The 15,186-nt window shown below is 36.8% G+C and carries 14 protein-coding genes; 13 read left to right on the top strand and 1 reads right to left on the bottom strand.

All coding sequences use genetic code 11. The features are described 5' to 3' along the window. Nucleotides 1–97: 97 nt before the first annotated feature. The 10 genes from H70357_RS29935 (at nt 98) to H70357_RS29885 (ending at nt 12,675) form a co-directional block, all read left to right on the top strand. A complete protein-coding gene (locus tag H70357_RS29935) occupies nt 98–928 on the top strand; it encodes a heteromeric transposase endonuclease subunit TnsA (RefSeq protein ID WP_052092332.1) in 831 nt (276 codons plus the stop codon). Beyond that, nucleotides 925–3,114 carry a TnsB C-terminal domain-containing protein gene (locus H70357_RS29930; RefSeq protein ID WP_052092331.1) on the top strand — a complete coding sequence of 730 codons (2,190 nt, stop codon included), beginning with the start codon at nt 925–927 and terminating at the stop codon, nt 3,112–3,114. The genes H70357_RS29935 and H70357_RS29930 overlap by 4 nt, the downstream gene beginning before the upstream one ends. After that, complete coding sequence (locus H70357_RS29925) at nt 3,107–4,834, top strand: ATP-binding protein (RefSeq protein ID WP_052092330.1); 1,728 nt, start codon at nt 3,107–3,109, stop codon at nt 4,832–4,834. The genes H70357_RS29930 and H70357_RS29925 overlap by 8 nt, the downstream gene beginning before the upstream one ends. Before the next feature lie 11 nt (nt 4,835–4,845). Further along, nucleotides 4,846–6,696, top strand: a complete 1,851-nt coding sequence (locus H70357_RS29920; protein WP_038596818.1) for a TnsD family Tn7-like transposition protein — start codon at nt 4,846–4,848, stop codon at nt 6,694–6,696. A 357-nt stretch (nt 6,697–7,053) separates the two neighbouring features. Continuing rightward, nucleotides 7,054–7,530 (top strand): hypothetical protein, encoded by a 477-nt coding sequence (locus H70357_RS29915; RefSeq protein ID WP_156130963.1) that lies wholly within the window; start codon nt 7,054–7,056, stop codon nt 7,528–7,530. Between the two features lie 57 nt (nt 7,531–7,587). Continuing rightward, nucleotides 7,588–8,262, top strand: a complete 675-nt coding sequence (locus tag H70357_RS29910; RefSeq protein ID WP_038596813.1) for a DUF429 domain-containing protein — start codon at nt 7,588–7,590, stop codon at nt 8,260–8,262. A gap of 138 nt (nt 8,263–8,400) precedes the next feature. After that, on the top strand, nt 8,401–8,880 hold the full coding sequence (locus H70357_RS29905; RefSeq protein WP_038596810.1) for a hypothetical protein: 480 nt from the start codon (nt 8,401–8,403) through the stop codon (nt 8,878–8,880). Nucleotides 8,881–9,729: 849 nt separating this feature from the next. After that, nucleotides 9,730–10,083: a hypothetical protein gene (locus H70357_RS29895; protein WP_156130962.1), complete on the top strand. Its 354-nt coding sequence runs from the start codon at nt 9,730–9,732 to the stop codon at nt 10,081–10,083. A 1,028-nt stretch (nt 10,084–11,111) separates the two neighbouring features. Beyond that, nucleotides 11,112–11,441, top strand: coding sequence for a hypothetical protein (locus H70357_RS29890; protein WP_038596803.1), 330 nt, complete (start codon nt 11,112–11,114; stop codon nt 11,439–11,441). A gap of 640 nt (nt 11,442–12,081) precedes the next feature. Further along, nucleotides 12,082–12,675, top strand: coding sequence for a chloramphenicol phosphotransferase CPT family protein (locus H70357_RS29885; RefSeq protein ID WP_038596801.1), 594 nt, complete (start codon nt 12,082–12,084; stop codon nt 12,673–12,675). Between the two features lie 323 nt (nt 12,676–12,998). Here H70357_RS29885 and H70357_RS36140 read toward each other — a convergent pair whose 3' ends face one another. Further along, entirely contained in the window at nt 12,999–13,208 is a 210-nt protein-coding gene (locus H70357_RS36140) for a transposase (protein WP_156131047.1), read from the bottom strand. Between the two features lie 525 nt (nt 13,209–13,733). Here H70357_RS36140 and H70357_RS37240 point away from each other — a divergent pair. The 3 genes from H70357_RS37240 (at nt 13,734) to H70357_RS29875 (ending at nt 15,110) form a co-directional block, all read left to right on the top strand. Continuing rightward, nucleotides 13,734–13,826, top strand: coding sequence for an ATP-binding cassette domain-containing protein (locus H70357_RS37240; protein WP_081966272.1), 93 nt, complete (start codon nt 13,734–13,736; stop codon nt 13,824–13,826). 141 nt (nt 13,827–13,967) lie between these two features. Then, nucleotides 13,968–14,192 (top strand): hypothetical protein, encoded by a 225-nt coding sequence (locus tag H70357_RS29880; RefSeq protein ID WP_038596799.1) that lies wholly within the window; start codon nt 13,968–13,970, stop codon nt 14,190–14,192. A gap of 441 nt (nt 14,193–14,633) precedes the next feature. Beyond that, nucleotides 14,634–15,110 carry a hypothetical protein gene (locus H70357_RS29875; RefSeq protein ID WP_038596796.1) on the top strand — a complete coding sequence of 159 codons (477 nt, stop codon included), beginning with the start codon at nt 14,634–14,636 and terminating at the stop codon, nt 15,108–15,110. The last annotated feature ends 76 nt before the right edge of the window (nt 15,111–15,186 follow it).

Below are 15,186 nucleotides of genomic sequence, written 5' to 3'. Positions count from 1 at the left end.
GGAATGCAATTGCTTGGAATAACGTTTAATATGCTGTCATAACCAGAAGGATTTAAAGATTATTTACAGGCACATTAAAAGACCAAGAGGTGACAACATGCAAACGATGACTACAAAAAATAAAATCAAAGCGAAACTAGGACAAGGGGAAGGAAAGAATTATAAGCCATGGACCACAGTTCGAGATTTTGCGGGGAGCAATTCGCAATCGGGAAGAGTTTTGGGCTGGAAAACAGAGCGAATTCATCACTTTTTATCTCAATTAGAGCGTTTTTATTTCTATATCTTAGAATGGTCTGATAATGTGAGCGACATCCGCGAAAAATATCCCCTCTCTCTCGACAAAACACACGATTTGTCTGTAGCGCTGAATATAAAACATCCAAGCGACTCTAAAACAAAAGAACTTCTGGTTATGACAACAGATTTTGTTATCAATGTTAATCAAGATGGAAATGATCGGATGATTGCACGAACTGTTCTTCCTTCCAATCAACTCGCCTCTAAACGCACCATTGATAAGCTAGAACTAGAACGTATGTATTGGTTTGAACGAGATGTAGATTGGGGCATCGTTACTGAAAAAGAAATACCTAAAGAAATGGCACAAAATATTGAATGGTTTCATGGATGTCGGCAACTTGAAGGTTCTCCGTTTAATCAAAATCAACATGTGTTAGAACAAATTGAACCTACCTTATATAAGGAAGTGATTCATCCGAATGGGTACTCGCTATCAGAAGCATCGCTAAGGGTTGATGAGATGCTTGGACTTGAAATCGGGTCATCTCTATGGGCTGTTCAGCATTTTATTGCTACTAAGAGATGGAGTATTGATTTGAACAAGCGGATTCACCCTTCAAAGTGTATTTATGTTGAACGAACTGAGATGCAAAATAACAAAGGGAAGGAGAACAATGTTTCATGATAGCCGTGGGTATGCTGATTGAATGGGTTGAAACGGAGTACATGGAACGAATACTTTGGATCAATCCTAGTTATACAGAATGCTACGTAATTCGGCTTAATTCACCCTTTGAGGAACAGGTGTTTTTTCCACATTTGCGCCAAGTTGAGGCTATTTCAAGTGCCTTGAATGAGGATGCAGCAATAGTACGGCAAATTGATCCTTATGTAAGATTTAATGTTTCTTCACTATCTCCAAGTACAGTAAAACAGGAAGAAAATAATAAAGCTTGGGAGCTAATAAAAGATTTGGTGGTTGATGAGCCAGACATATACAATGAAAAGCTTCGGTGGGCAGCAATATGTGATCATATGAAGTTAAGTGGGGCGACGGCAAAGACATATTATAAATACCTTCGTCGATATTGGGCTGGTGGTAAACTGATCAGTGCCGTATCACAGGCCCATTTTCGTAAGGGAGGGAAAGGAAAAAAGAAAAGCCATAACGGAAATAAGTTAGGAAGGCCATCCAGGCTTTCTAAAGGGATTAATGTACCTGCAGGTGTTAATATTACTGAAGATATTGAGCGTATCTTTGGCTTATCAGTAAAGCAGTTTTATCTTCCAAAAAAACGAAAATCTTTACCGAAATCCTATGATGAGATGATTGCAAAATATTTTAGTGTAGGGGATTTAAAAGATAAAGAGGGAAATAAAATTCCCTTACTGCCACCAAAAGAAGAACTGCCTACTTTCGCTTCATTTAAAGCGTGGTATTACAGAACATACAATGCGCGAGAACGATCGATTAATAATGAGGGAATGCGTAAACATAATCTAAAACGTCGTGCTGTACTTAACTCGGCTATAGATGAACACTTTGGCCCAGGCTCGATATATCAAATCGATGCAACGATTGGGGATGTATATTTAGTATCTCGATTTGATCGTACGCGGCTCATTGGTCGCCCCGTTATCTACGTCGTGATTGATGCATTCAGTAGGTTAATTGTTGGAATGTACGTGGGATTAGAGGGACCAAGTTGGACGGGCGCTCGCATGGCGTTGGCCAACGCATTTGAAAATAAGGTCGATTATTGTAAGCAATACGGGATCTCCATCAATGAAGAACAGTGGCCTGTTCATCATCTACCAAAGGCGATTATTGCCGATAACGCGGAACTGAAAAGTAAAGCTTCGGATAATGTAGTGGGTGGTCTCCATACCCCTCTTCTCAATGCTGCACCTTATCGTGCGGATTGGAAGCCTTACGTAGAACAAATGTTTAATCTTCTAAATGTAAAGGCTATTAAATGGCTTCCAGGAGCGGTGCACAAACGACAACGTGAACGTGGGGAAAAAGATTATCGATTAGATGGAAAAATGACTTTAGATGAGTTTACTAAGTGCATCATTGAAACCGTGCTAGAGCACAACCTGGAGAAGTATATGGATTACTATGAAATGGATAAGGACATGATTGCTGCTCATGTTAGTCCCTATCCAACTGATCTTTGGAATTGGGGGATTCCACATCGTGGCGGAGGGCTTCGCACATTTCCATCAGATTTTGTTCGCTTTCACCTTATGCCTAAAGATGAGGCAACCGTTACACGTGAAGGCATTAGATATGAAGATATGTATTATTCTTGTGAAACTGCAATTAGAGAAGCATGGTTTGAACAAGCTGCATCAACAGGAAAGTGGAAAATTCAGATTTCCTATGACTTTAGAAGTACGGATGTCATTTATATTCAAGCCAAGAATAGACAAGGATTCGAACGCTGTGAACTAACAGGGCGTTCAGCGAGATACAAGGGAACGACGCTGGAAGAGGCCAGAGATTATAATGAAATAGCAAAAATAAACAGAGAACTTTCAGGCACGCGAACACAACAATCTAAGACGGAGTACAGCGCTAAACGTAATGCCATTATTGACGAAGCTACCCAAAAGACTAATGCGGAGCTTAATCGATCAGATAAAAGCAACACGGCAAGAACTAAAGAAATTCGAAATAATCGACGAGAGGAAAAAGAAGTTAATCGGGAGACAGAAAAATTTGATATTGGAAAGAAATTATCTTCTCAAGACATAAGCAAGGTAATTGAATTACCGCGCAAAGAGGAAGATACAAATGACATTTTACGTCCAAAAACGAATAAGCGTGATACATTCTTAAATGTATTGGAGGACCTCGATGAATGATATTAAAAAACAAATTTTAGCAGATGGGACCCATGCATTTGTCGGAAACAGAGCTATAGCAAGATATACAGAATCGCTAGACCCTATGCATCAGCATAATGTATATATTGCTGCGCTCCCTCCAATTTTAAGCACGAAAGAGGCGGCCGTTCAGCTTCGGCTTGAACCTGCGTATTTGGAATCCGAACGTGAACAGGCGCCTGAGTACCGTCAACATGCTGTCCAGCGCGTTTCCAATTTAATTCAGCCTACTCCTAACCAGCTTGATTTGCATCAGAGAATCTCTAGGGTGATTAGGGGAGGCTATGTCACGCGTAATCCACTTTCTGCGGAGTGGACGAAACAACTACGCTCCGCATATCCAGAGTTAAAGTGGGATGGGGAGGATGATTACACGAAGCCTGTACTTTCGTCAGCGGCGACTGGGTTTAGTATTGTGGGGACCAGTGGAGTTGGGAAAACAAAATCGGTTGAACGTGTATTAGCGTACTACCCTCAATTAATTGTACACCATGAATATAACGGTCATAGGTTTGAACGTCACCAGATTGTATGGTTGAAACTTGAATGTCCGTATAACGGATCAATCAAAGCGCTCGTCTTTAATTTCTTTCAATCCGTAGATGTCATTATGGGTACGGATTTTTATAGAAAGTTTTACAAGAGCAGACGCTCTGCTGATGAGCTTCTACCTGAGATGTCGCTCATTGCCTCTTCGTTAGGTCTTGGAGTTTTGGTCATTGATGAAATTCAGCGACTAAACAAAGCAGCCAGTGGTGGCGCCGAACAAATGCTTAATTTCTTTGTCAAGCTAAATAATCAAATTGGAGTCCCTGTTATACTAATTGGCACCCACAAAGCCCAGCAGATTCTGACCAAGGAATTTGCGCAGGTACGACGTGGATTGTCGCAAGGCGAGATGATATGGACCCCTTTATCCGTAGACGATCGTGAATGGGAGATGTTCATTAAAAAGCTTTGGAAGTATCAGTTTACCAGTGAGTATACGCCTTTGGACGATTCTCTTAGAGATATGATGTATGACCAGTCGCAGGGTATTGTTGATATTGCTGTTAAACTCTTTATGCTTATTCAATGGTCCTTAATTGGTTTTGCAGAGGTAGAGAAAATTACACCTCAACTGATTAAACAAACTGCTAAAACACATATGAAAACGGCTCAACCGATCCTTGATGCTCTTCGAAATGGTGATGAAGAAAAATTGATTACTTACGGGGATGTTATTCCGCTAGAGGCAGATCTTCTCAATAATTTTTACCAAAATCAGCGGGGAAAACTGGTTGTATCGGGTCGCATGAATACTCTTGCTATGCAGCAAAAGCTGGAGAGCGTGGAATCTGTTGGTGAAGCGGATGAAGAATTGTTAGTGATACAAATTGCGATGAACCTTGTCAATATGGGGGTCGAACAAGAATTAGCAAAAGCATGTGCAAAAAAGGCGCTCGACAGAAATGGTGCTAGTCATGACATTAAAATAGCGATGTGGGATGCTTTCGAATTGGTACGAGTTTCAAAAGAAGAACAGAGTCAGCCCAAGGTGGGAAGAAACCCGAAATCACGAGCCGATAAAAATGTGTCCTACTCCGACCAGGATTTACGAGCAATTTATGCTCAGGCATTGTCTGTACGGAAACCACCTTATGATGCATTAGGGGAAGCAGGTTACATTCGAAATGCATTGGAATTCTATGCGGTATAGGAGGGAAGCGAATGATCTTTGAGTTTAATCCTCATCCTGATGAATTGCTGTACAGTGTCTTAGCTAGATTCAATTTGGTTAGCCGAAATGTAATGATCGGTAGTAAAGAAACCGTACAGGATGCATTTTCAAGCAGAACGGCATCTGCCGTTTACGATTTACCAACAAGGCTTTCTATACTACACTCTAATCTCCCCGTGGGCACACATTTTACTCCCGAACGAATGATTCAAAATCTAACCTTGTATCGATTATATGCACCCTTTTTACCTCCTGATCGTGCTGAAAAGGTAATTGAGAAGATGAAGATGGATGGTGATGTACATACAACTATTGGTGTACTTGCTAGTCGTATTCCTTTCCTTTCTCATATGCGATATTGCCATGAGTGCATAGTCGAAGACTGTAATCAATTTGGAGAACCTTATTGGCACATTAGTCACCAAATTCCTGGGATACACATTTGTCATAAGCATTATTCGCGGCTTCTTACTAGTTCACTTCAAGTTTCGAGTCGAGAGAATAAACACGAGTTTATTGATATATCACAAGCGATTACTTCAGGGGAGGAAGTTAGTCAGGATAATCCCTCGGAACATGAGCGTTTTTTAGCCAATGCAGCGTATTGGCTATTGAGAAATGAACCACCCATTATTGGACTAGAGGTGATCCGAGAAAAATATATCGCTTGTTTACAGCAGGAAGGTTATGCAAGTTTTTCAGGAAAGGTTCATAATGAAAAGTTTATGCGGTCTTTTGTAGGTTTTTATGGCCGAGATTTTCTTAGATCACTAGATTGTGAAGTGATTTATAAGGAACAAAATTGGTTATTGAAAATGGTTCGAAAACAGCGTGGAGCCGCACATCCGATTCAACATTTATTAATGATGCATTTTTTAGGGTTGAGTCCTGATATATTTTTTACCACGGAAATAAAATATCTTCCCTTCGGTGAAGGGCCATGGCCTTGCTTAAATCGAGGTGCAAGTCATGTCGGGCACGCGACCATTCGTGAAGTGAAGATAACACGGGACTATGATACAGGACTGCCTATGGGGACATTTTCTTGTCCTTGTGGATTTGTATATTCCCGCCGTGGGCCCGATCGGACGGTAGAGGATCGATCCCGAATCGGTGAAGTCAAAGTTTTCGGGAAAACGTGGGAGAAGCAACTGCTTAAATTGTCGTCAGAAGGTAAAACGATTACGAGTATCGCCTCAGTACTTGGTTGCGATAGAGGTACGGTTATCAAATACAAGAGAATATTGGCTGGGGGAGTTCAAGAAGAAGCTATTTGTGCACGAGAGGTGCCTGAGGATCGTGAGAGAAATAAGCGGAGAAAACGATGGCTCCAGTTGCAACAAATTCATCCCCTGGCCACCAGAAAAGAGCTTAGGGAAATGGCACCAAAGGATTTTGCCTGGCTCTATCGGCATGACAACCAGTGGTTGTATCAACAGTTACCTGATATAACGGTACCCCAAAAGTATTCAGATACTCGGGTGAATTGGGAAGCGCGCGACCAGCAGATGCTTATCGCCGCAACTACTGTAGTCGAAAAGGAGCTTTCAACTGAGGAAAAGCCTGAGCGTATAACCGTCAGTATGATTGGTAAACGAATTGCTGAACTGGGTGTTTTACAAAAACATCCAGAAAAAGTGCCTTTAACGATTGCATTTATACATCAGGCTGTGGAGACACTTGAAGAGTTTCAAATTCGCAGAGTTAAGTATGTAGCAGAGGAACTTCGCCGTGATAAAGAATTGGTGTTACAGTGGAAAATTGTTCGTAAAGCTGGTTTAAGGCCAGGCTTTTCGGAAGCAGTTACACAACAGATTCATCTAGAGTGTAAAAATATTTGATATGAAAACGAAAAGAACCTATGACTTTATAGGCTCTTTAAGGAGATTAGTTATAATCGTAGTATTTGCAACTAGACTACTACCTTATTATGGTAAGTAAAAAAAAGTATGAAATTAGTAGAAGTAAATTTACCATTTCCAATCTTTTTATAAGATCAGTATATTTTTTAGCAAAATATATACAAGTAAGAGCCTGAATTATTAAAAGTGCACGTATTATTATTAGTTCCATATAAATCACTTACCTCCCCCTTCATTTGTTGTATTATCTAAATAAATCTAATAACCTTTAGATTTTCTAAAATAATAGGGGGAGTATAAATGAATCCGCTGAAGAATTGGTACTAAAGAAATATATTGAAAATAATAGGAATAATGGGCATTTTATTTATTTGTTCTAGTTTTATCACTCTTATTCCTTCTATACACTCTTTTATAACTCCACTTTGGTTTATAGCCGTAGGGGCTTTAGCTCTTGTTTTTACGGCTGTAGCCGAATTAGAGAGCACGCAAGCTATTTGGTTATCATTTATATGGACTATTATTCTTTTTGCTTTTGTTAGAGGAAAAACGTTTAATACTGAAGCCATTGATAAATGGGCACCAATAATTTGTGATAGTATTGCTATTTTCACTTTAGGATTTAGTCTATTACTCATTTTTTACAAGCAAAAAAAGAAACTGGAGAATGAAATTGAAATTTTAGAACCGAACAGAAGATTAAAGTTAGTTTTAGAGAAATTTATACATGGAAATAAAATATGGAATATGACTGATAGCGAGGTCAACTCCTTAATTGAGGACTTAATAAAACATAAGGTTTTCCCTCAGTAAAGTGAATATAGCAATTAACTTGAATCCTATAAAATTATGAAATGAAAGAGGTATTAAATGAGAGATGTAGTAATTGGAATCGATCCAGGAGGGCAAAACAAAAACGGAGTTGCATTGATTTTTCTTAAAGGAAATAAAATCATTGATGTTAAAACAAAGAACGAAAAGTCAGTAAATACGATTATTCGCTGGATCAGTATGTCTATCAGTTCTAATGACTCTGTAATAGCTATTGGAATTGATTCTTGTTTGTGGTGGTCAACTTACAGATGTGGTTGGAGGCCTATGGATAGGTATTTGAAAATGAAATACAAACTGGCTTATCGTAGTGTTTTTTCTATTAATGGGGCACGTGGTTCCATGCTTACTCAGGGCATTATGCTTGGAGACTTACTTTCAAAGAAATTTCCCAATGCTATAATTAATGAAACTCATCCTAAAGTTGCTTATTATGCTGAGACCAAAACAAAGTACACATTGAGTAAAAAGGCTCCTTCGAAAACAATGAATTCTTTTCTTATAAACAAAATCAGACATGTGGGAAACTTAAATAAATTTAGTAAGACATTTCTCCCGCAAAATTGCTCTGAACATGAATGGGATGCAATTTATTCTGCTTTATTTACGTTAGAGTATGGATTGCAAAAAAGTGTACCGAATGATTTAATCCGAAGCAAATTTAAATTGTATCAATTGTTTCCTGACCTAAAACCTCATTACTTTTGGGTTTGATAAATTCGGAATCTATTGAATTTTTATAAGGAATTAAGTAGAAGATTAAATATTCATGTAGTACAATAGACCCAAGATATATAGGATTATTACCGAGAATAATTACTTTATTTTTTATAAATGTTAAGGAGTTGGATAATGTCGACGACTGTTTTTATTCTAAGTATAATCATCAGCTTTATTATTGGTTTCATTGGTTCCACTTCTATTAAAGCAATTAAGAAGAAAAATAATCCTCTTGAACATAGTGGACCTCAAGAAATTAAAGCATTAATGGAGATTGAATATCGTAAAGGTGTGGAAGAAGGCGAAAAGAAGGCCTTTGTAAAATTTACATTGATTTATGAACCATTTGTAGATATATCAGATTCTCTTCTGAAAAAAACAGCAGAAGCAGGGTATACCATGCAGATGTTTTATAACGGCCTTCCGCTTGGAGACCCAATGAAAAGAGTTACTCATCATGAAGAGAAGTACAAGGACGAAAATATGAAATACATACTTGATACAATTAACGGAACAATAAATAATTTAATGTTAGTTGCTGATCCGCTAGGAATTCCTGTAACCATGAATGAAAAACCAAAGATTGAGAAAAAGAAGGCGAAAACAGGATAATATCTTTTGACAATTCCTTTGAATTTATAGATCTCTGCCAGACGATATCAGGTGGCTATTCCTGATTACTCGCTTGGCTTTTCCTTTTACTGATAAATTCTAGCTTAAGTCTACATTAAAGGATAAAAGGAGAAGAGCCCATTGTAGTCAAAGAGGAGCCTTCAAACAGGGAAAATCCCGAGCGTATATCCGTCAGTATGATTGGTAAACGGATTTCTGAGCTGGGTATTGTACAAAAACATTCTCAGAAAGTGCCTTTAACAACTGCATTTATACAGCAGGTTGTGGAGACTCTTGAAGAGTTTCAAATTCGTAGAGTTAAGTATGTAGCAGAGGAACTGCGCCGTGACAAAGAGTTGGTGCTACAGTGGAGAATTATTCGGAAAGCTGGGTTAAGGCCAAGCTTTTCGGAAGCAGTGGCACAAGAGATTAGACTAGAATGTATAAATATTTAAGGGTGCAAAAAAGAACCTATTGTCCTACAGGTTCTTTTTTTTGTAAGGATAAGGTATCGGTTATGTTATAAATTATGTTTATGTTAGCTTACTTTATCTTTCTATTAGGGCTTGCAAAAAGAGGTGAAGAACCATAAGGAGCAAGTTGAGCATTTCCAATCTTTTTATAAGGTCGGAACGCACTTTAGCCAAATAAATACTGACGAGAGCTGCGATTACTAAAATATATCGAATTAATAATATTTCCAAATAAGTAACAAATAACCTCCTTTGTTTGTTGTATTATCTAAATAAAGCTAAAAGCATTGAAATTTATAGGAGGAATAGAAATGGGGCCACTTGATATTCGTAATGAAAGAAATAGATTGGACATTACCCGTGTGGTAGCAGTTGCATGTATAGTAATTGGAATATTAACTTTATTCCTGTAGTTCATTCTATGTTATCGCCCATTTGGTTTATAGGGGTTGGGGCATTGTCTTTGATTATTACTCTACTTGCTGAACTGGAGAATAGTCAGGCTATTATAATATCCATTTTATGGACCCTTATTATCTTTGCATTTACTAGAGGAAAAACGTTTAATACAGATGCCGTCAATGAATGGGTACCGATAATTTGCGATGGTATTGCGATTGTGGGGTTAGGGATGAGTCTTTTGATCATAAATTTAAAACTCCGAAAGAAACTTGATAACGAAACTGAGATGTTAGAATCAACTAGAAGATTAAAGTTAGTTTTAGAGTAATTTATTAATGGAAGCAAAATACGGAATATGACTGAAAATGAGGTCAACTCCCTAATTGAAGATTTAATAAAACATAAAATTCACCCTCAGTAAAGTGAATATATAAGCACTTAAATTTTTTGAAATATTTTATTGATTCTTCAAACCATTGGCGTATCTTTCAACCTTATTTTGTGCTTTTTTAATGGCCACGGGTTATGATTTTGATGGTTTTAATACGGGGCTAAACGATACAGCTATCTTTGCAGTTCTGTTATTAATTATCTATAAGGGAGATAAAAGAGATTTACTTTAAAAAGGAAAGGTATTACAAACCTCCAATTAAGAGAAGGGGAGGGAAGTAATATGTTCAAAAAACATGTGTTATTTTTTTCGCTTTACATATTAGGTTTTAATGTTATGGCTTTATTTCTGGTCGAAAATGCCTTTTTGTTTTGGTTAGTCATTGTCCCTTCATTTTTTATCGTATAATTTTCTTTAGTGTTTAATTATTACATCATATACGTTCTCATAATTTTATCTTTCTTAATTGTGTTTTTCAATTTTGATAAAACAAACTATATTCCTTCTCATAGTATTACTATATTAATAATTAATATGATTATTTTATTGTTTTTGATATTCATGGAAATTTAAAAAATACTACAAGAGTCAAGATAAGTAGGTAGAATTACTGAATCAATTCTTAGTAAAGGACATTATTTTGCTTAAAGAACAATGCCTAGTTATAAAACTAAAAAAGGAAGGTAGTTAACCTTCCCTTTTTTTATATCCGCTTAAATTCAATATGCACTTTTTTTGCGAAATCTGAAAACTTATCATCCATAATTGACCCATCAGGCCAGCGTTGTGTGAGCAGCAAAGCTGTAAATAAGTCCCTCATCATTAAAAATTCTCCTTCGGTCATTTCTAAATTTAACGTTGTTTTTTTATGACAAACAGGCATATCTTGCACCACCGTTCCTTTATTGATACTATTTAATAGTAAAATACCTATAAAAATCCTGCTTGATAAGGAGAAATATTTTATGAGTGAATCCAAGAAATTCTCGGACTTGGTGGACGAATTTGCACGTGATGTGAATTTAAAATTGATGGAAAACATTGAATACACTTTAGATGATATTCTTCCTACGATTAAGAAAATTAAAGAATTTTTAGTAGAAGATCGTAACATTAACTGCACAATTGAAGTAGTAAAGTCATCGCCTGATCACGTTCGTCTAATCGTCAAAAATTCTATAAAAGAATTTAGAACGTGTGTTATTCCATCTGAAATTATTGGAAAGAAAGTTCCCCGCAATCAATTAGAGGAAGAAATCTTTAATCATTTGGTGAAAAACTGGGGAAGGATTTAGATAGCGAGTGCTTTTGTTCGTTATAGTTTAGATAATTCATAGCGCGTTATAAACTCTCCCGATTAACAATTTAATGAATGTTTAGTAATCTAACCTTCTATTCTAAAAAATGCAATGGACCTTCTGATAATTACATTAAAGATCATCATGCAAAATAAAAAAACAAGCTCATATTACCGCTTGTTTTACTTCCCACTTCTATTTAACTTTATATTTGAGGGGTACTTTCCACTTTTATTTAACCGATTATCCATATACGATTGGAAACCGCTTTATGCATGCGGGATCTCACTTCCCATTATTATTTAACGGAATCATCTTTGTCTGGTGATAAGAAAGTAGGGAACCAGTAAAGAAAGTATAGAACTAGTTAAAAAACTATGGAACCAGTAAAAAATGTGTGGAACTTCTACAACAGTCCCGATGATGCTTTTTTAGGTCATCGGGGCTGTTTTTTTTAGAAGGGATTGTAGTCAGTGTCCAAATAAAATAAAGTATTAGACTGGCGGGCGCTTCATTAACGGGCAGGATAGTTCAATCATTTCTCGAATATTTTATGAGTTGGATAATTCTATGAACTTTGTGAATATAACGTTTTCTGAAAGATACGAAATAATTATTTTTTGAAGGGATGATTAAATTGAAGCAAGGGATATTAGTTTTTTTAAATGGAACTTCAAGTTCCGGAAAGACCTCCATATCGACTGAACTGATAAATCAGAAAGAGATTCTTTTTTATCATTTATCAATTGATGATTTTTTTAATAATTACAATGATTTTATTAACAATAAATTTCCAGATGAACCTCCAAAAGCAATAGATCATCAAGTTGTCTCTCAAATAGTTGATGATTCTATATTCACTGTGTACCATTCGACAATTAAATTGTTATTAGAATTGGGTTTTAATGTAATAGCAGATACCATAATCAACACTGAAAAGAGGTTTAATGAGTTTCTTGATCAATTTTTCGATCAGCCTACGTTATTTACAGGTGTAATATGCTCGAAAGAAGAACTCATAAGAAGAGAGCAAACAAGAGGAGATAGACCGATTGGACTAGCAGATTCACAGTTTACCCAAGTATATTGCTTTGATGAATATGACCTCGAAGTAAATACGGAAGAGATGAATCCAACAGAATGTGCCGAAAAGATATTAAGTTTTATTAAGTCCAATAAGGAATATTCGGTATTTAAGAAATTACGTAAAAGAAATGTTAGTGTTTCCTAGATGGCGTATCCATCAGATAACACCATATTCAAGCATTGGGGTTATCGTCCCTCGGTCTGCCCGAGGGATTTCGGAAATAAGCTCCCATCATCCAATTTGTTCTTAATCAATGAAAGATCACTAAATTATAAGAAAGGGTCGAGTTCATAGGGATTAAAAATTTCAAATATAAAGAATACATAGATGAATCAATTTCATAATGCATTGCCTTAAAGAGCAATAGACTACTCCAATCTCATCAACTTCATTTTTTGAATTTTATGCTGCATTAAACTGAGCTTGTTTGTTTATGCGGTCACAAGCTAAAGTAATTCAGCTTCTCGCTATCGGTTATATGCAATAATAGCAAGTGCTTTAGTTTTACGCACTTCTTGGTAAATTGCTTCGTAGTCATAACCTGCATCCAAAGTTGCATACTTAAATGTGTAGTTTGGATACTGTGAAGTGATCCCTTTCAATAATGGAATTGCAGCTTTTCTGTCATTTAAATCCCCAGAAGAAAGCAAGCCTCCAAGAATATACTGACTCCTTATTCCGACTGCTAAGTACCTTTAAATCATGCCAAACGGGAATTATTTTGTATGCTCCTTTTGGAATAAGTGAGAAGATTTCTTCACCTTAGAGATCCTTTTGATTTCTCTTGGCAGCTTAATTGGTGCTGTAAGTAGTGTATCCGGCGCACTCACTCTTGCAATCGAAATTGCAGTGGTTTATGCCATAGTTCGTCTATTGTCCTAAGGCTCTGTAAGAGAAGGCGGTAAGCTCTATGCTTACTGCTTTTTTGCATCTTATTGGTTCGTGGATGCAGCTTGTCGTTTTTCTATATACATCCTTTTCGCAGTTTTTTATGATGAGTTCAGTAGAATAACTGGAGGAGGAGCAGTCTTATGGGAGCTTTACTATTAATCATCGCTTGGATTGTTGAACTTGCTTTGGCAATATATTGTGCGGCAACAAAGCAAATCCCCGTCGGGATGCATTCAATAATTCGAGCAACAAGAGAATAGACCATTGCTGAAAAATTAACTTCCACAGGTGCATCGTGACGCGACTTTTTTCTGACTAAACTCAGGATCGGTGAGATATTTGGGTTGCTAGGACCTAATGGGGCTGGGAAGTCTACGTTGATGAATGAAAAGGTAAGGACGTGAATGAACATAGAAACAATTGTGGTAGATCAAAAAGTGCTGATGCTGCCAGAATTGTGCGTAAACGGGGAGAGTTGATGCAAGGGTAAGTATTATTGTGAAATAATCTTCATTTATCTTAATTGGAAAAGGGGTTTTGAATCAATGAATAGCAATATTATTTGCGGGATAGTATTATTAGCGCTGAGTTTGTTTTTTAAGCCATTATTGGCGATTGTGGGGATGAATGAAAGGTTGTTCGGATTGTACTGGCAAGGTGAAACTGTGTTTTCATTGAGTCCATTCTTAGTTCGGATTATTCTAGCAGTAATTGGGATTATCATGCTTATCATCGGCGGTATGCAAGTTGCCAAGCAGAAGAATACATAGTTGAAAGGAACTTCGCAGCACTTAATTGGCAAACAAGCTTCGATGTAGCTGAGGCAACATGCATTGCTGGATTTGACTGAATTAGAGTCTGGATAAAAGAGCAGCCTTGAGCGTTTATCAAAGAAAACAAGCTGGTCTGCGAAAGTTCAGTTAATTAAATTAGTTTCACGGATTTTTATCACCATCAGAATAAGTGGAAAAGCAACACAGATATCAAGAGCCGTCCTGAAATCCCAGGGTGGCTCTTTTTTTGTAAATGGAAGTGTAAGGAGAAAATAATATTTTAGACTGAGAAAATAAAGTATTAGACCGTCGAGGGGATTAAACGAACGGGCAGGATAGCTCAATAATTTCGCGAATACTCTACATAGAGTTATTTACGAAGTTCGTAAATAAGACGTTATGCGAAAGTGCTGTAAATCTTATTAAGGAGGAATCCTCTTGATAGGCCCGATATATCTTAGGGAAGGACTAGTTACAAAGTTTAAAGATCATATTTCAAGCATCCCTTATTGCATAATAATTCACAACGATGAAACCCATTCAATAAAAAAAACAAAGAATCTAACGATCGACGAGGTTAATTCAATCGTTTTCAATTTTATTAGTGCAAAGTATCCTATTGTTTGTTCTGCAGGAAGCAAAAGTACAATTCCTTTTTGGGACTATCATGTTGCCCTGAATTGTGGAGATAGTGATAAAGATGTTTTTATTTCTGAATTATTAGTTAGAGAACCAATGCACGAAAACATGATAAAAGGAATATTAATGGCGTATTTTATGGTAATCAACAACAAAAATAACTACGAAAGACTAGTTGTACCAATTGAATTGGAAAAGATTGAGGGATATGAAGATATAACAATTGAATATGACCACCTAAATAACCTTACATATTTATACAAAAGAAGTTCTTGAATGTATCTAAAAGAAGCCGGCACCATCGCATAACACCATGTTCACGCTTCGGGCATTCACCTCTCGGTCCGGCAGG

The sequence above is a fragment of the Paenibacillus sp. FSL H7-0357 genome (genome assembly GCF_000758525.1).
Classification (GTDB): domain Bacteria; phylum Bacillota; class Bacilli; order Paenibacillales; family Paenibacillaceae; genus Paenibacillus_AQ.
The sequence above is the reverse complement of the archived record's forward strand: the minus strand, read 5'-3'. Positions and strand labels throughout refer to the sequence as shown.